Annotated in this window: 14 protein-coding genes and 1 pseudogene; 12 read left to right on the top strand and 3 right to left on the bottom strand. The window is 72.6% G+C overall.

The window, feature by feature from the left end; translation table 11 throughout:
- The 4 genes and pseudogenes from GU5_RS0104000 to GU5_RS0103985 all read left to right on the top strand — a co-directional run.
- Window positions 1–501: pseudogene (locus GU5_RS0104000) on the top strand (hypothetical protein); the annotation flags it as partial.
- A gap of 9 nt (window positions 502–510) precedes the next feature.
- Entirely contained in the window at window positions 511–2,874 is a 2,364-nt protein-coding gene (locus GU5_RS0103995; protein WP_010524289.1) for an ATP-dependent DNA helicase RecG, read from the top strand.
- 75 nt (window positions 2,875–2,949) lie between these two features.
- Entirely contained in the window at window positions 2,950–3,507 is a 558-nt protein-coding gene (rsmD, locus tag GU5_RS0103990) for a 16S rRNA (guanine(966)-N(2))-methyltransferase RsmD (protein ID WP_010524288.1), read from the top strand.
- An 86-nt stretch (window positions 3,508–3,593) separates the two neighbouring features.
- Window positions 3,594–4,109 carry a hypothetical protein gene (locus GU5_RS0103985; RefSeq protein ID WP_010524287.1) on the top strand — a complete coding sequence of 172 codons (516 nt, stop codon included), beginning with the start codon at window positions 3,594–3,596 and terminating at the stop codon, window positions 4,107–4,109.
- Here the strand turns inward: GU5_RS0103985 and GU5_RS0103980 are convergent.
- Together GU5_RS0103980 and GU5_RS13915 are read right to left on the bottom strand one after the other, a co-directional pair.
- The gene (locus GU5_RS0103980; protein WP_010524286.1) at window positions 4,106–5,020 is read right to left on the bottom strand and encodes a spermidine synthase; all 915 of its coding nucleotides are present in this window, start codon (window positions 5,018–5,020) and stop codon (window positions 4,106–4,108) included. The two genes, GU5_RS0103985 and GU5_RS0103980, sit on opposite strands and share 4 nt — an antisense overlap.
- The gene (locus GU5_RS13915; protein ID WP_083830299.1) at window positions 5,020–6,393 is read right to left on the bottom strand and encodes an aminotransferase class I/II-fold pyridoxal phosphate-dependent enzyme; all 1,374 of its coding nucleotides are present in this window, start codon (window positions 6,391–6,393) and stop codon (window positions 5,020–5,022) included. The genes GU5_RS0103980 and GU5_RS13915 overlap by 1 nt, the downstream gene beginning before the upstream one ends.
- A 150-nt stretch (window positions 6,394–6,543) precedes the next feature.
- Between GU5_RS13915 and coaD the strand changes: the two genes are divergently transcribed.
- The 8 genes from coaD (at window position 6,544) to GU5_RS16620 (ending at window position 14,429) form a co-directional block, all read left to right on the top strand.
- Window positions 6,544–7,035 (top strand): pantetheine-phosphate adenylyltransferase, encoded by a 492-nt coding sequence (coaD, locus tag GU5_RS0103970; RefSeq protein ID WP_029513996.1) that lies wholly within the window; start codon window positions 6,544–6,546, stop codon window positions 7,033–7,035.
- A gap of 107 nt (window positions 7,036–7,142) precedes the next feature.
- Window positions 7,143–8,045, top strand: coding sequence for a UTP--glucose-1-phosphate uridylyltransferase GalU (gene galU / locus GU5_RS0103960; RefSeq protein ID WP_010524283.1), 903 nt, complete (start codon window positions 7,143–7,145; stop codon window positions 8,043–8,045).
- A gap of 150 nt (window positions 8,046–8,195) precedes the next feature.
- A complete protein-coding gene (locus GU5_RS0103955; RefSeq protein WP_029513995.1) occupies window positions 8,196–8,741 on the top strand; it encodes a YceD family protein in 546 nt (181 codons plus the stop codon).
- 70 nt (window positions 8,742–8,811) lie between these two features.
- A complete protein-coding gene (gene rpmF / locus GU5_RS0103950; RefSeq protein WP_010524281.1) occupies window positions 8,812–9,015 on the top strand; it encodes a 50S ribosomal protein L32 in 204 nt (67 codons plus the stop codon).
- A 27-nt stretch (window positions 9,016–9,042) separates the two neighbouring features.
- The gene (rnc, locus tag GU5_RS0103945; RefSeq protein WP_083830298.1) at window positions 9,043–9,795 is read left to right on the top strand and encodes a ribonuclease III; all 753 of its coding nucleotides are present in this window, start codon (window positions 9,043–9,045) and stop codon (window positions 9,793–9,795) included.
- Window positions 9,796–9,807: 12 nt separating this feature from the next.
- Window positions 9,808–10,779, top strand: a complete 972-nt coding sequence (gene mutM, locus GU5_RS0103940) for a bifunctional DNA-formamidopyrimidine glycosylase/DNA-(apurinic or apyrimidinic site) lyase (protein WP_010524279.1) — start codon at window positions 9,808–9,810, stop codon at window positions 10,777–10,779.
- Between the two features lie 198 nt (window positions 10,780–10,977).
- A complete protein-coding gene (locus tag GU5_RS13910; RefSeq protein ID WP_010524278.1) occupies window positions 10,978–12,186 on the top strand; it encodes an LCP family protein in 1,209 nt (402 codons plus the stop codon).
- On the top strand, window positions 12,183–14,429 hold the full coding sequence (locus GU5_RS16620; RefSeq protein WP_010524277.1) for a glycosyltransferase: 2,247 nt from the start codon (window positions 12,183–12,185) through the stop codon (window positions 14,427–14,429). Before GU5_RS13910 ends, GU5_RS16620 begins: the two co-directional genes overlap by 4 nt.
- A gap of 55 nt (window positions 14,430–14,484) precedes the next feature.
- Here the strand turns inward: GU5_RS16620 and GU5_RS0103925 are convergent.
- A partial coding sequence (locus GU5_RS0103925; protein ID WP_010524276.1) for a glycosyltransferase occupies window positions 14,485–17,394 on the bottom strand: 2,910 nt, incomplete at its 5' end.

Below are 17,394 nucleotides of genomic sequence, written 5' to 3'. Positions count from 1 at the left end.
CTCGTCGACGTCGCCCGCGCGGCGGTGGAGTCCACCGTCGAGCAGCTCGAGGCGCTGCGTCGCGAGCGGGTCGTCGACGCCGGGGCGGCCGGGCTGCTGCTGGTGGTCGAAGCGCTGCGCGCCGCCGTCACCGGCACTGCCGCGCGGGACGAGATCATCGACGGTCTGCTCGGCCTGGACGGCGAGCGGCCGGCGGCGGGCTCGACAGGCTCGACGGAGGAGGCCGCCGCCTCGGACTCCGCGTCGGCCGCCGACGTGGAGATCATGTGCACCTCCCGGCTGGACCCGCTGGGGGCGGCCTCGCTGCGGCACCGGCTGGACGAGCTCGGCGAAGCGGTCATCATCACGCCCATCGACGCCGAGCCCGATGCCGCGGGGACGCACCGGTGGCGCATCCACGTGCACACCGCCGACGCGCGCGAGGTCGAGCAGGCGCTGCGTGCCGCCGGCTCCGTGGAGACCCTGGACGTGACCGCGCTGAGCACCGGGACCGAGGGGTGAGCACCGGCGATGGCACCGACGGCTGACTCCCCGACCGCCGCCGGCGGGACGGACACCGGGACCAGCACCAGCACCGGCACCAGCACCGGCACCAGCACCGGCACCAGCACCGGCACCCGCACCGGCGAGGCGCCGTCGTCCGCGGCGCCGACCTCCGGACCGCATGCGCCGCTGGAGACTCTGCTGGGCGCCGCCGCGGCCGAGACGCTGCGCCGCGAGCTGGGGCTGACCACCGCCGGCGAGCTGCTCGAGCACCATCCGCGCCGCTGGGTGGAATATGGGCGACTCTCCTCGCTGGCGGAGCTGCGCGAGGAGGAGCACGCCAGCTTCATCGCCCGGGTCGTCAGCGTCTCCAAGCGGTCCATGCAGCGTCGCCGCGGCGTGCTGGTCGAGGTCGTCGTCGAGGACGACGAGGGCGGTCGACTGCAGATGGCCTTCTTCCAGGGCTTCCGCGCCTTCCGCGAGCTCCGTCGCGGGGCCAAGGCGATGTTCCACGGCAAGGTCGGCAGCTACGGCGGCCGGCTGACCCTGAACAATCCTGAATACTCCGTCCTCGAACTCGCCGAGGGCGGCGTGCCCGAGGAGGACGACGACGGCGCGGCGGCGCTGATCCTCGCCGCCGGACGCGCGCCGCTGCCGATCTACCCGGCCACGGCGAGGATCTCCAGCTGGGAGATCCTGCGCTGCGTGCGGCTGGTGCTCGACCTCGCCGCCGTCGACGCGTGGCCCGACCCGGTGCCCGCAGAGGTCGCCGCCGCCGAGGGGCTGTGCGATCTGGCCACGGCGCTGCAGCTCATCCACCGGCCGGAGACCATGGAGGATCCTGAGCGCGGCCTGGCTCGGCTGCGCTTCCAGGAGGCCTTCTTCCTGCACGCGCTGCTGGCGCGGCGTCGTGCGCTGGTGGGCACCGGCGTCGGCGCGCCGCGTCCGCGCCGTGAGGACGGGCTCCTGGCCGCCTTCGACGCGCAGCTGCCCTTCGCTCTGACAGAGGGCCAGCGCAGCTGCGGCGAGCTGCTCGCCGACGACCTCTCCGGAGAGGACCCGATGAACCGGCTGCTGCAGGGCGAGGTCGGCTCCGGCAAGACGCTGGTCGCGCTGCGGGCGATGCTGCAGGTCGTCGACGCCGGCGGCCAGGCCGCGCTGATCGCGCCGACCGAGGTGCTGGCCGCCCAGCACGAACGCTCGCTGCGGGCGATGCTGGGCCCGCTGGCCGGCTCCGACCTGCTCTCCGCCTGGCAGCGCCCGGAGGCCGGGGCCGAGGCGCAGGTGACGCTGCTGACCGGCTCGATGAGCACGACCCGACGGAAGCAGGCGATGCTGGACATCGCCTCCGGGGCCGCCGGAATCGTCGTCGGCACCCATGCGCTGCTGTCCGAGACGGTGAGCTTCGCCGACCTCGGGCTGGTGGTGGTCGACGAGCAGCACCGCTTCGGCGTCGAGCAGCGCGACGCGCTTCGGACCCGGGAGGCGTCCACCCCGCACATGCTGGTGATGTCGGCGACGCCGATCCCGCGCTCGGTGGCGATGACCACCTTCGGCGACCTTGAGCTCACCGTGCTGGAGGGGATGCCCGCCGGGCGGCGTCCGGTGGAGACGCATGTGGCCCGCATGCGGCGCGGCCCGCGGGTGATCGGCCGGGTGTGGGAACGCATCGCCGAGGAGGTCTCTGCCGGGCACCAGGCCTATGTGGTGTGTCCGAAGATCACCGAGTCCGACCAGCGCGAGGAGCCGGAGTCCGGAGTGGAGATCGAGCAGGACGCCTCGGTGGAGCTGCTGGAGCAGACGCTCGCCGAGCATCCGCAGATCGGTCCGCTGCGCCGAGCCGTGCTGCACGGGCGGATGAGCGGCGAGGAGAAGGAGGAGGTGATGACCGCCTTCGAGCACGGCGACATCGACGTGCTGCTCTCCACCACGGTCATCGAAGTCGGCGTGGACGTGCCCAACGCCACGGTGATGGCCATCCTCGACGCCGACGCCTTCGGCATCTCCACGCTGCACCAGCTGCGCGGCCGGGTGGGCCGCGGCTCCGCCCCGGGGCTCTGCCTGCTGGTCACCCGGCTGCCCGACGACCACCCCTCGGGGCGGCGGCTCGACGAGGTCGCCGCGCACTCCGACGGGATGACTCTGGCCCGGCTGGACCTGCAGCGCCGTCGCGAGGGCGATGTGCTCGGGGCCTCACAGGCCGGTCGTCGCTCGACGCTGAAGCTGCTGCGCATCGTCCGCGACGAGGAGCTCATCACCGCCGCCGCCGAGCATCTGCGGCGGATCACCGACGCCGACCCGGACTGGCGGGCGCATCCGGGACTGCGCGCCTCCGTCGATGAGTGGATGGCGGCCCATGAGGGCGCCGACGCCTACATCGAGCGCGGCTGAGGCCCGGGCGCACAGGGCGTCCGAACGAGCCGGCCGCCGTCCCCTCCCGCATCCGACACGACACAGGAGCTCTCCATGGCACGCATCATCGCCGGCACGCATAAGGGCCGTCGTCTGACGTCGGTGCCCACCGACGCGACGCGTCCCACCAGCGACCGGGTCAAAGAGTCGGTCTTCAGCAGGCTCGAGGGCTATGACGCGCTGGTCGACGCGGTCGTCGTGGACCTCTTCGCCGGCTCCGGGGCGCTGGGCCTGGAGGCGCGCAGCCGCGGAGCACGCGCCGTCGAGCTGGTCGACGTCGCCGAGCCGGCGGTGAAGACGCTGCGGCGCAACGCCGAGATCGCCGACGGCGGCGTCACGGTCCACCGGGCCGCGGCGCTGCGTCATCTGCAGCAGCGCGGACTGCGCGAGGCCGAGCCCATCGAGCTGCTCTTCCTCGACCCGCCCTACGACTGGACCGACGCGCAGCTGGCCGAGATCCTCGCGGCGGCGCTGCCGCAGCTGCATCCCGCGGCGACGATCGTCGTCGAGCGCGACGAGCGCAGCGGCGAGCCGACCTGGCCGGAGGGGCTGGAGCGCTTCGCCGATCGGGCATACGGCTCCACGCACATCTGGTTCGTCGAGCCGCGGTGAGCAGGCGCGGGACCTCCGGTCTCCCCGCCCCATGGTCCTGTCAGCAGGCGATGGATTCCTGCCGAGACGGGCAGTAGGCTGACCCCATGAACGGGGGAGAGGCATCGACGGTCCTGTCCATCGCGCGCACGCCGCGGCGGGTCAGCCTGTCGCTCGCCGGGCTGCTCCTCGCCGCCGGAGCCTTCTCGCTCGGGATCACCCTGGCCGCCGGCGCCGGTGTGCCCTTCGGCGCCGCGACCGCCGGGCTGATGCTGGTCCTCGCCGTGCTGGTCGCCCGCTCGCGGACGACGATCACCGACGCCGCCGCCGGGCTGCACGCCCGCTGCCTGGGCCTCTTCCGGATGTCCGCCGAGTGGCCGGAGATCCGCCGGATCGAGGAGGGGCCGGTCACCGGACTCCTCGAGGGGCTGGGATATCGCTTCCTGGCCGGCGGGACGGTCGGGCTGCTCGTCGGCGGTCCCACCGTCCACGTGGTCACCGACCGGCGTCGCTGGCTGCTCAGCGCCGAGGACCCGTCCGCAGTGTGCGCGGCCGCCGAGCGTCTCGGCGACGTGCGGAGGGCAGGACCGCGTCCCTCGGAGTCGCCCTGCCGGCGCTCCTAGCCCGCCCAGTCGCGCAGCGCGGCTCCGGTCAGCGTCTCGCCGGGATGCGGCCCGGAGGCCCAGACTGCGTTGAGGGTGGTCTCGAGGAAGGGAGCCTGCGGCGAGACCGCCAGCACCAGGTTGCCCTCGGCCTCACCGGCGACGACGTCGGCCGGGGCGGTCAGCAGCAGCCGGCCCCACAGGTCGTCGCCCCTGTCTCCGCCGTCGGCACCATCCCCGCCGTCATCCTGCGCCGCGTCGAGCAGGTCCAGCGCCTGCGCGACGCGCCGGACCTGCTCGGCGGCGAAGTCCATCGGCGGCTCGTCGCCCAGATTCATCAGCAGCAGCCCGCCCTCGGCCGTCGCGCCCAACGTGGTGCGGTGGAAGGCCGTCGAGGTCAGCGCCTCCGGGGCCTCGGAGGAGTTGAAGAGGTCGACCATCATGATGTCGAACTGCTCGCCGGCCAGTGCCCCGTCGTCGAAGACTCGCGCCGCGTCGGCGACGATGCTCCGCGGGGCCGGGCGCATCGGCACATGCTCGAGGACGAAGTCCACCAGCTCCGGTTCGATGTCGACCACCGTATGCTCCAGGCCCGGCGCGCGGTGGGCCAGCCAGCGCGGCATCGTCAGCGCGCCGGCGCCCAGGTGCAGCGCCGTCCCGCCGGCATGCGGGGACGCCAGCTCCCGCGCGGCGGTGCGCAGGATCGCGGCCTTCCGGACGGTGTAGTCGTGGAGCAGCACCTCCGGGTCGTCGACCTCGACGTGCGACTGCTCGGCGCCGTCGATGGCGAGCACCACGCCGGCGTCGGTGAGGTCGTCGCGGCGCAGCTCGGCGATCGTCCCGGAGGCGGTCAGCCGCACGGAGGCGGGCAGGCCCGAGGCGACGGCGTCGATCATCCCGGCCTCCGCGTCATCGGCTCCGCGGCGGGCCATCAGGTGCGCTCCAGCGCGGCCGGCAGCCGCTCGGCGAGCCGGCGCATGCCTTCGGCGATGGTCTCGTGGCGTTTGCAGAAGGCGAACCGCACCAGCTTCTGCAGCTCGTCGTCCGGCCGGGCGGCGTGCTGGATCGTCAGCGTCGAGACCGGGATCGCCGCGACGCCGACCTCCTCGGCCAGCAGCCGGCAGAAGGCCTCCCCGGAGAGCCCGGTGACCGGGGAGATGTCGGCGACGACGAAGTACCCGGCCTCGGTGTGGTGGGCCCGCAGGCCGGCCTCGGTCAGCCCGCGGTGCAGCAGATCACGGCCTGCGGCCAGCTCGGCGACGTTCTCGGTGAAGAAGCCGCGGTCGTCGGCCAGCCCCTCGGCGACGGCGTGCTGGTAGGCCGGGCCGGAGGAGAAGCTCAGAAACTGCTTGACGCCGCGGACCTGGTTGACCAGCGTCGCCGATCCGGTGATCCAGCCGACCTTCCAGCCGGTCACCGAGAAGGACTTGCCCGCCGATCCCACGGCGACGGCGACCTGCTCGGCGCCGGGGATCGAGAGGATCGTCCGGTGCGGATGCGCGGCGTCGTCGAAGACCAGTCGCTCGTAGACCTCGTCGCACATGATGCGCAGATCATGACGTCGGGCGAGGTCGACGATCCGCCGCAGCTCCTCGGCGCTGAAGACTGTGCCGGTGGGGTTGTGCGGGGTGTTGAGCAGGATCATCGTGGTCCGCTCGGTGACCGCGGCCTCCAGCGCGTCGACGTCGGGCCGGAAGTCCGGTCCGCGCAGCGGCACGCCCACCAGCTCGGCGCCGGCCAGCGCGGCGCAGGCGCCGTAGGAGTCGTAGTGCGGCTCGAAGGTCAGCACCTCGCCGCCGGGACGGGCGAAGGCCAGGATGGCGGCGGTGATCGCCTCGGTGGCCCCGGTGGTGACCAGCACCTGCTGCTCCGGATCGAGCACGACGCCGGCGCGGCGGTCTACGTCCGCGGCGACGGCACGCCGCAGGGCGGGGAGGCCGGGACCCGGCGCGTACTGGTTGGGCGGCCCCACCTGCGGATCGGCGACGGCGCGGGCGGCCAGGTCGAGCAGCCAGTCCGGCCCCTCCCGATCCGGGAAGCCCTGACCGAGGTTGACCGCCTCGTGGCGCAGAGCCGCCGCGGTGGTGCGTTCGTAGATCGTCGGGGTCACCGTGCCGGTCGCGCCGTCATAGGTGTTCGCGCCGACGGCCGCCCGCGCCCAGAGCGGACGGTGGTCGAGCGGGCGGAGGGCGGCGCGCTCGGCGGGCGTCTCGACGGGGGAGAGGTCGGGCTCCCCGTCGGGTCCGGCCCCGGACGGGCGGCCGGCGGGGCGGGGGGCGACGGGATCATCGGCGTGCGACAGCATGTTCCCCATCGTAGACACGGCGGCCCCGGCGGCGCAGACGGCGGGGCGGAGGCTGTCGGGCGTCGGCGGCCCGGACGCGGCCGTCCGGACTCGCGACATCCGGGAGCGGCGTGGACGTCCTCGTCGGCCGCGTCGACTAGTGTCCTGTGCATGCAGTCTGCAGTGTGCCCCGGATCCTTCGACCCCATGCACAACGGTCACGTCGAGATCGTGGCCCGAGCGGCGAACCTCTTCGACGAAGTGATCGTGGCCGTCTCGCCGAACATGCACAAGTCGCCGATGTTCGGCGTCGAGGAACGCATGGAGATGGCTCGCGAGACCTTCTCGGCCGTCCGCGGCGTCGTCGTCGAGCCGCTGGGCGAGGGTCTGCTGGCCGAGTTCTGCCGCCACCGCGGGGCCAATGCCGTGGTCAAGGGCATCCGCGACGCGAAGGACCTCGCCTACGAGACGCCGATGGCGACGATGAACCGTCATCTGACGGGTCTGGAGACCATCTACCTGGCCGCCGACGGCCGCTACACCCATCTCTCCTCGACGCTGATCAAGGAGGTCCACGCCCTCGGCGGCGACGTCGCCGAGTTCGTGCCGTGGGCCGTCGAGCGTCGGCTGGCCGAGCGGCGTGGAGCCGACGGCCGATCCTGACTCCGTGCTAGATTCTCAGGCACCGGATCCCGTCCTGCGGCCCGTCAGCGTCCCCGCCGGGGAGCTGCGCGCCGGAGCAGCCCAACCAAGAGAGGTCGATGCGCCCCATGAGCCAGATCCGCAAGGCCGTCATCCCCGCCGCCGGACTGGGGACTCGATTCCTCCCGGCGACCAAGGCGATGCCGAAGGAGATGCTGCCGGTGGTCGACGAGCCGGCCATCCAGTACGTCGTCGACGAGGCCGCGCAGGCCGGGCTCGACGACATCCTGATGGTGACCGGCCGGAGCAAGCGCGCTCTGGAGAACCACTTCGACCGGGTGCCGGACCTCGAGGCCGTCCTGGAGGCCAAGGGTGACCAGAAGAAACTCGACCTGGTCCGCCGGGCGACCGGCCTGGGCGATCTGCACTACATTCGTCAGGGCGAGGCCAAGGGCCTCGGCCACGCGGTGCTCTGCGCCAAGCGTCACGTCGGCAGCGAGCCCTTCGCCGTGCTACTCGGTGACGACCTCATCGACGCCCGCGACGAGCTGCTGACCACGATGCTGGAGACTCAGGAGCGCCTGGGCGGCTCGGTCATCGCGGTCATGGAGGTCCCGCGCGAGGACATCAGCGCCTACGGCGTGGTCACTCCCGCCGAGGCCGGCGGCGACGCGGCCGGCGAGGACGTGGTGCCGGTCTCCGGGCTGGTGGAGAAGCCGGCGGCCGAGGAGGCCCCGTCGAACCTGGCGGTCATCGGCCGCTACGTGCTGCACCCGGCGATCTTCGCGCAGCTGGAGCAGACGCCGCCCGGTCGCGGCGATGAGATCCAGCTGACCGATGCGCTGCAGGAGATGGCCGCGAAGCCGGTCGAGGCCGGCGGCGGCGTGCACGCGGTGGTCTTCCGCGGGCGTCGCTACGACACTGGAGACAAGCTCAGCTACATCAAGGCGGTGGTCACTCTGGCCGTCGACCGCGAGGATCTGGGCACCGACCTCCGCAGCTGGCTGAAGGACTTCGCCGCCGATCTCTGATCGGTCCTCGCGGCACGCCCGGATGCGTCGGGGCGCGGGGATTCGCCCCGGTGTGCGACCATGGTCTAGCATGGAACGTCGGTCATGACGTATGCCCGGATCGCCGTCCAGCAGGGAGAGTGCCCCGTGAGCGCAGAGCAGGACGCCGGACTGTCCGTCGATGTCCGCGAGCTCGGGGGCAAGCCCGGCACGCAGGAGCATCTGGACAGGACAGTGGCGACCCCCGCCGACTTCTCGGCGGTCCTCGTCGGCTTCCGCGAAGGCGGAGAGCTGCACCTGGACCTGCGCCTGGAGTCGGTGCACGAGGGCGTGCTCCTGACCGGCACCGCCTCGGCGGAGGTCACCGGTCAGTGCAGTCGGTGCCTCGACGCGATCGCCTACTCGGCCACTGTGGACCTCATGCAGCTGTTCACCCACCCGGGACGGGAGGCCGACGGTGAGGCCGAGGATGAGCGTCTCATCGGCGAGGACCTCACCATCGATCTGGAACCGCTGTTGCGGGACCTGATGGTCTCGACGCTGCCGTTCCAGCCGGTCTGTCGCGAGGACTGTCCCGGCCTGTGCTCCCAGTGCGGATTCCGCATGGAGGACGATCCGGAGCATGCTCACGAACAGATCGACCCCCGCTGGGCCGCCCTGGCGGATCTCGCCGACGGGCTGCAGGACCCGGAGGACTCCTCCGGGGAGCGCAGCTGAAGACTCCAGAGCCGGGGACGCGGCGCGTCCCTGCTGACCTGTCCGACAACGACGAAAGAAGAGAGACACCGTGGCTGTTCCGAAGCGGAAGAAGTCCCGTTCCAACACCCGTAGCCGCCGTTCGCAGTGGAAGGCTCAGGCCCCCTCGCTGGTGAAGTCGGTGGAGAACGGTCGTGTCGTCTACAGCCAGCCGCACCAGGCGAAGCTGGTCACCGACTCGGCCGGCTCCCCGCTGTTCTACGAGTACAAGGGGCGCAAGGTCGCCGACGCGTGATCTCCTGACCTGTTGGGAGCGCGTGACATGACATCATCGGCATCCGCCGGCGCGACGACGCCGGGGGACCATGAGGCATTGGTGAAGAGTCTCGGGGTGCACATCGACCCCGAGACTCTTCGTCTTGCCCTGACGCATCGGTCGTACTCCTACGAGAACGACGGGATCCCCACCAACGAGCGCCTGGAATTCCTGGGCGACTCGGTGCTCGGCTACGCGGTGACCGACCACCTGTTCCGCAGCTATCCCGAACTCGCCGAGGGCCATCTGGCCAAGCTGCGTTCGGCGCTGGTGAGCACCCGGGCGCTGGCGCGCGTGGCCCGCGACCACGGCGTCGGTCCGCACATCAGCCTGGGCACCGGCGAGCTGCGCACCGGCGGACAGGACAAGGACTCGATCCTCGCCGACACGATGGAGGCGCTGATCGGAGCGGCATATCTGTCCACCTCCTTCGAGACGGCGCGCCGTCTGGTGCTGCGCCTGGTGCTGCCGCTGCTGGACGACGACCAGGCGATGAGCGCGGGCAAGGACTGGAAGACCACCATCCAGGAGGTCGCCGCCGACCGTGATCTCGGCGACATCCGCTACGTGATGGAGGATTCCGGCCCCGATCATGACAAGACGTTCACCGCCACGTTGACCGTCGGCGGCGTCGCCTACTCCTCCGGCACCGGCAAGTCCAAGAAGGAGGCCGAGCGCGAGGCCGCCCGGCTCACCGCCGCGACGCTGACCGCCGGCGAGGCCGACCGCGGGGCCTTCGACGCCGTGCTCGGTCGCTGACGCGGGCCCCCGATGCCCGAGCTCCCCGAGGTCGAAGTCGTCCGCCGCGGCGTCGAGCGCTGGGCCGTCGGCCGCCGCGCGGACCGGCCCGACGTCCACGACGCGCGCAGCCTGCGCCGGCACGACGGCGGCGTCGAGCACTTCGCCGACCGGCTGACCGGTCGGACGTTCGGCGCCGCTCGCCGACGTGGCAAGTATCTCTGGATCCCGCTGCACGCCGCCGGCTCCTCTGCGGCGACGGCGGACGGATCCGAGTTCGGCGAGGCGCTGGTGATCCATCTGGGCATGAGCGGCCAGGTGCTCGTCCAGCCCGACGACGCCCCGCCCGAGAAGCATCTCAAGGTCTCCGTGGATCTTCGGGACGCTCCGGAGGCGGCCTCAGAGGGAGCCCCGGCCGACGACGTCGGGCCGGCGGCCCGAACCGGCCGTCAGCTGCGCTTTGTCGACCAGCGCATCTTCGGCGGCCTGCAGATTCGTTCGCTGGTGCCGGCCGACCATCCGTCCGGCACAGTGCCGGAGAGCATCGCCCACATCGGCCCGGATCCGCTGGAGCCGGCCGGAGCCGCCGTCGAACCGTTCTTCCGGGCCCTGCGCCGGCGGCGCAGCGGGCTCAAACGGGCCCTGCTGGACCAGACGCTGCGTTCGGGAATCGGCAACATCTACGCCGACGAGGCGCTCTGGCGGGCCCGACTGCACTTCGCCCGACGCACCGAGACCGTCACCCGTGCTGAGGCGGCCCGGCTGCTGGGCGCCGTCCGAGAGGTCATGGAGGCTGCGCTCGACGCGGGAGGCACCAGCTTCGACGCGCTCTATGTGAACGTCAACGGCGAGTCCGGGTACTTCGCCCGCGGGCTCGACGCCTACGGCCGGACGGGAGAACCGTGCCGCCGCTGCGCGGAGCCGCTGCGTCGCACACCCTTCATGGGGCGTTCTTCCCACTGGTGTCCGCGCTGCCAGCCTCGGCCGCGCTCCGGACGGTGGTGACGTCGACCATGGCCTCACTCACGTCGATTCCGCCGATCGATGCTCCTGCACGGCACAGACGGCCGGTTCGTCTAGCATGGGACGGGCCGTCCGCGCACGATGCGGACCGTCGCGCGGGTCCGGGAGGCCGCACCCGCCGTGCCCAGACCGCGACCACTCCGACGAGCCAGGCGGCCGTCGCACCCGAGGGGAGGACCCATGGCCGACCGAGAGCATGACGGCGCCCCTCGTCGTCACCGGCCGCGGCGCGTGCGCGTGGTCTCCCCGACGGCCCCGACTCCGTCCGCCCGGGGCGAGAGGCCCCGCCGCGGACGGAGGGTCCTGGGCTGGTCGCTGGTCGCGGTGGCCACGCTGGTGGTCGTCGCCGTCGCCGTCGTCGGCGTCTACCTGCAGGACCTGCGGAGCAGCTTCGACGAGAATCGCAACGTCCTGGAGATGAACCTGGACGACGACACTGCCGCGCGCACCGACGACGACGTCGTCAACCTGCTGCTGCTCGGCTCCGACACCCGTGGCGAGGGCCAGGATCTCGCCGAGATCAAGGGCGAGGACGGGCAGCGCTCGGACACCATGATGTTCGTCCACATCCCGGCCGACCGCTCGACGGTCTACGTCATGTCGATCGTCCGAGATCTGTGGGTCGACATCCCCGGCGTCGGCACCAACCGCATCAACACCGCCATCAACTCCGGCGGCTATCCACTGGTGGTCGACACCGTCGAAGAGCTGCTCGACACGCATATCGACCACGCCGCGATCATCGACTTCGAGGGGTTCAAGGATCTCACCGAGGCGCTGGACGGGGTCTACGTGGACAACCCGCAGGCGTTCTCCTCCGGCCAGCACAACCCGGACTTCTATCCTGAGGGCACCATCCGGCTGGAGGGTGCGAACGCGCTGCGCTACGTCCGCGAGCGGAAGACCTTCTCCGACGGAGACTTCACACGCGTGGAGAACCAGCGGCGCGTGGTCCAGGCGATCATCGACCGTTTCCTCAGCGCCGAGACGCTGACCAACCCCGCCCGGGTCTCGGACATCGTCGAGAGCATGGTTCCCTATCTGTGGCTCGACGAGGGGCTGGACGCCGATACTGTGGCCGGCTACGCGGTCCAGCTGCGCAATCTGCGCTCCGACGACATCGAGATGTTCACCATCCCCGCCGGCGAGCCGATGACCACCTCCGGCGGCGCGCAGGTGATCACCCGCGACGAGGCGGCGATGGACGTGCTGCGCCGATCGCTGGACGAGGAGTCCATGGACGATTTCGTGGACGATCTCGCCGAGAGCGAGGCGAACCCCTTCGACACCGCAGAGACCGACTCCGAGACCGACCCCGAGACGGGAACGGAGACTGAGAGCGGTTCCGGGACGGAGACCGGAGACGAGGCCGGGGAGGTCTTCCCGTGAGCCCGGCCGATGACCGGCGGCGGGACGACGGCCGTCGCGCGCTGCTGCTCACCCATTCGTACTGGCCGGAGCGCACGCCCCCGCAGCGGCGCTGGCAGCGTCTGGTCGCCGGGCTGCGGGCCGAGGGCTGGAGCGTCGACGTCGTCACGCCGGTCGCCGACGCCCGCAGCACTCCGCCCGCCGAGCGCGACTCGGGGGCCGCCGGAGTGCGCAGCGTGAGCGGGCCGGCCGGCGAGCAGGTGCACCGGGTGCTTCGGCCGCTCCTCCGCGACAGCCGCGCCGGACGCTTCGCCGCCGATGCGGTCGCCGCGGTGCTGATGGTCCCGCGGGCGCTGTTCGTCGAGCGGCCCGACGTCGTCGTGGCCACAGTGCCGGCGCTGCCGGTGATCTGTTCGGGCTGGCTGGCGGCGCGCCTGCGCCGTGCACCGCTGGTGGTCGACATGCGCGACGCCTGGCCCGAGCTGGCCCGCGAGGCCGGAGTGCGCGCAGGACCTGCCGGCCGGATGATGGAGACCGTCGTCGCCGAGGTCCAGCGCCGCGCCGAGCTCGTGGTGACGGTGACCCACGGGTTCGCCCGTCTGCTGGCCGCCCGCGGCGTGGACCGGGTGACGACGATCAGCAACGGCGTCGCGCTCGACGAGGTCCCGCGGCTGGAGCACCGGGAGCGCACCGCCGGCGAGCTGCGCGTCGCCTATCTCGGCAACCACGGCGAGAGTCAGGCGCTTGATGCGGTCATCGACGCGGTGGCCGCACTGCATGCTGCGGGCGAGGTCGACGTCCGGCTGCGGATGGTCGGATCCGGGACGCAGAAGCCGCGCCTGGTCGCCCGCGCGTCGGACAGCCCGGCCATCGAGTTCCACGAGCCCGTCCACGGCGAGGAGTTCTGGCAGCACCACCGGTGGGCCGACACTCTGCTGATCAGCCTGCGCACCGACTGGGAGTCCTTCGCCTGGACGGTGCCGTCCAAGACCTTCGAGCTGATGGGCACCGGCAAGCACGTCACCGCGGCCGTCGTCGGCGAGGCCGCCGAGATCCTCTCCGCGGCCGAGAACGTCACCCTCGTCGACCAGGGCCCCGACGGGCTCGCCGAGGCGCTGACCGCCCTGGCCCGGGACTCGGAGTCCACCCCGGTCAGCGACTCCGGACGCCGATGGGTGCGCGAGCATGCGGACCTGCCGCGCCTGGCCGACGACTACGCCCGGCTGCTGGCCGACGTCGTCGACGGCCGCGGTCCGGTGGCCTCCGGGCGCCGCGCCGGACGGCGGGGACGGGCCGCGCGTCGCGACCGGGAGCAGGCCCTCGACCCGCGGGCGACCCCTGATCCCGGCCCGGTGCGCGCCGAACGCGTCTGGGTCTGCGTGTGCACCTACCGGCGCAACGAGCTGCTCGCCGAGCTGCTGACCTCGCTGCGCGCCGCGGCCCCGCGCGAGCTCGGCGACGACGTGATGCCTCCGCTCGTCGTCGTCGACAACGACCCCGAGGCGGGCGCGGCCGCCACCGTCGCCGAGCTGGCGCCCGAGGCGCTCTCGGTCCATCAGCCGCGCCCGGGGCTCGCCGCCGCCCGCAACGCCGCGCTGGACGCCGTGCCCGACGACGCCGATGCGGTGGTCTTCGTCGACGACGATGAGCGCGTGGCTCCCGGATGGCTGGATGCGCTGATCAGCACCGCCCGCAGCTCGGGGGCGGCCACCGTCTCGGGGCCGGTGGAGTCGGTGTTCCCGGCGGAGGCTTCCGCACAGGCCGTCGAGGACGGCGCCATCCGACGCACCGACTTCGCCACCGGACCATGGAGCCTGCGGCCGGCGACGAACAACGTGCTGGTGCGAGCGGAGTGGTTCACCCGTTCGCCGACATTCCGCTTCGACGAGGCCTTCAACGTCACCGGCGGCGAGGACTCCGAGCTCTTCGGCCGGCTGCAGGCCGCCGGGGCGAGGTCGTGGTGGTGCGCCGAGGCACGGGTCTCCGAGGAGGTGCCGATCGAGCGCACCACGCGGCAGTGGCTGCGTCGTCGCGGACTGCGCGCCGGCCATGTGCGGGCGCTGAAGGCGCGCAAGGCACGTCGACACAGCGCGAGCATCGCCGCCGAGGGGGCCGTGCGCCTCGGCGCCGGCGTGCTGCGGCGCAGCGCGGTGCGGCTGCGCGGACGGCGGGCGGGCTATCAGGACCGGCTCTGGACGCGCGAGGGCCTGGGCATGCTGCAGTGGCTCGCCGGCCGCGCCCGCGGCGAGTACGCCCGAGACTGAGCCGGGTCCGCTTCCGAGCTGTCGCACGTGCCGGAGAGCCTGCCGACCGGCCGCGTCACTCCTCGGCGCGCAGCCGGGCGCGCAGCGTCTCGAGGGCCTCCTCCGCCTCCGCCGCCGCGCGCACCGCAGAGCCCGGGGCCTCGGCCGCGTCGGTCTCCTCGTGCAGCGCGGCGAGCCGCTCACGACGCTCGGCCGACGGCGCCGGCTTCAGCGTGCGCCGATAGGCCGTCCCGAGGCGCCGGCCGGTCGGAGTGCCGCGGAACCGCTCGAGCGCCAGCGTCGCCTCGCCGCGGCCACGGCGGGCGAGACGTCCGAGGAACGGCCGCAGCGCGGCCGGTCGCAGCATCGCGACGCGGGGGAGGACGGGCAGGCCGAAGAATCGCCGGGCCGCCGGGGTCGTCCACGGGTGCGCCCGCGGGTCCTCGACGTAGCAGCGGGCCAGCTCCTGCAGCACTGCGGCGGCCTCGGCCCGCTGGACGGCCGGCACCCGCTCGAGCTTGTCCAGGTACCAGCCGACGAAGAAGGACTCGAAGCGCGTGTCCAGATAGTCCTGCATCAGCCCGACCTCGCGCAGCCAGGCGGCCCGAGCCGATTCCAGCAGCAGGTACTTGCGGAAGTAGCCCGGCGAGATCGCATTGACGATGGAGGTCTCCACCGCGCCGTAGTAGACGTAGGCGGGCTCCTCCACCTCCAGGTACGCCGCGGCGTGGAAGAGCAGCTGCTGGAAGAAGAAGGTGTCCTGGCCCGTGGCGCCCACCGGCTGCTCGAGTCCCAGCGACTGCAGCCAGGCCGTGCGGAAGACCATGGACTCGATGCTGGCGGGGCGGAATCCGGTCTCCGGGAGGCTGCGGCGCGACGGCCGGCGCAGGCCGTCGCGCAGAGCCGCGCCGTCGCGCAGCCAGGAGTGCACATCCAGGTGCATCCACCGATCGGTCCAGGTGATCTGGGTGGCCAGTGCGAAGTTCGCCTCCTCGGCGGCGGCGAGCCGGTCGGCCATCCGGGAGTAGGAGTCGCCGAGCTGCTCGTCGTCGGGATCCAGGTACGTGGTGTACTCGGTCGCCGCCAGGGCCAGTCCGGTGTTCCTCGGCCGCGACGCCGAGCCGGAGCCGCCGGTCGCATGGCGGTAGGCGGTGACGTTGGTGTGGGCGCGGGCGAGCTCCGCGACGATCGCCGGCGTGACGCCGTCGGTGGAGCCGTCGTCGACCAGCAGCACGTGCATCCGGGAGAATCCGGGGGCGCGGCGCAGCGAGGCGAAGGCCTTGTGCCGCAGGTGGTGCCCGTTGTCGAAGATCGGCACGATCACCGACAGGTCCAGCCCCTCGGCGGCGGCGACGGCGCGGGTCCGGGCGGCGGCGTCCTGGAGCGGCTCCTCCGCGTCGACGCGCTCCGGCGTCTCGCCGGCATCCGCCCCCGCGGCGGAGACTGTCACTGTCGACTCTGTACGACGGTGCTGGAACGTGTCGAGGGCGAGGCTCCGCAGGCCGCGGGCGGCCTGTTCGGTCCGCGCGGGTGATCCCAGCAGAGCGGGATCGCCCAGCGTCTCCTGGGGGCGGTGCAGAGCAGTCAGCCCCCACGAGGAGTCGACCCCTGACCGTCGGTGGTTCAACGAGTCGCCGTCGGCCGCGGCGTCGAGACGTCCGTCGGGCCCGGTCTCCAGCTTCACCGTCATCGGGGCGGACTGGAACCGCAGGCCGGCCAGATGGTCGGCGACGTAGTCGGGCTCGTAGCGCCGGTCGGGGCTGACCGGCAGCAGGATGTCATAGTCGTCCGCGCGGGCCGGCAGATCCTCCCAGCGCACGAGGTCGACGGATCCCGCCGACTGGGTGTGCAGGTCCGCCCGCAGTGTCTCGGTCGGCGTCTCGCTGACGGCCAGCACACGCTCTCCGGGCATCTCGACGCTGACTCCGGCGATCGCGGCCACACGGGCGAGGAGATCGACGACGTGATGGTCGAGGAAGACGCGGCGGATGCCGTCGCCCTGGATCCGTCGGAGGTCCTCGTGTCCGGCGGCCGAGGACGTCAGGTGTCGCAGCGTCGCGGCCACGTCCGCGGCGGAGTTCGCGATGTGTACCTGCGGGTGGTGCGAGTTCAGCCCCTGGCTGTAGGTGGAGAGCACCATCGTCCCGGAGGCCTGCAGCTCCAGAGCCCGATTGGCGAACATCGTCTGCGAGTCCTGCACCGAGTTGAAGTTGATCGCGATGTCCACCGTCCGCTGCAGCCCCATCAGCCGCCCGTGGTCCATCGACGGGGCGCGGTGCGGCCAGTACTCGAACGGCACCAGCTGGTTCGGCGAGGGATCCGCGGCGTCGTAGTGCCGGTCGATCAGCGCCAGCGGCCGGTCCGCGGCCAGCACGCCGTCGAGGATCCACCGGCCCTGCTCGGCGCGGCTCGGATACTTCCGTCCCATCCAGGAGCCGGCGAAGGGGATCAGGTCCGAGCCGGCAGGGCGGCCGCCCAGCGGCGAGTGCAGCAGCGGGTTCACCCCGAAGGGCAGCACGTCGATGCTGCGCGCCCGCGGGCAGTCGGCGCGGTACTGCGGGATGACCTCCGCGGCGGTGGTGAGGATGTGCTCGCAGGCGCGGGCGACGTCCAGGAACCGCCGGTAGTCGGGCGGGTCCTCCTTGCCGTAGTAGACCGTCGGCACGCCGGCCGCGCGGAACGCGGGGATCAGGGTCTCGACCAGCAGTGACCGGCGGGCGCGGGCCCCGTCGCCGGTGACGTCCCAGCTGGCGCCGTCGTGGCCGCGCCAGGTCGCCGCGACCAGCAGCACGTCGACGGCGCCGAGGTGCTCCCGCCAGTTCTTCGGGGTGATGGGCAGCAGCTCGGCGGCGCCGGTGAAGGTGTCCAGGAGGAACCGGTCGCAGATGATGCCGATGCGCAGGTCCAGCCGCGGACGGGTGGCCCCGGCCTCGGGGGCGGGGAGCTGTTCGGCGGCCTCGAGCGCCTGCTCGACGGCGCGGCGGGG

It is taken from the genome of Nesterenkonia sp. F (genome assembly GCF_000220985.1).
Classification (GTDB): Bacteria; Actinomycetota; Actinomycetes; order Actinomycetales; family Micrococcaceae; genus Nesterenkonia.
The sequence above is the reverse complement of the archived record's forward strand: the minus strand, read 5'-3'. Positions and strand labels throughout refer to the sequence as shown.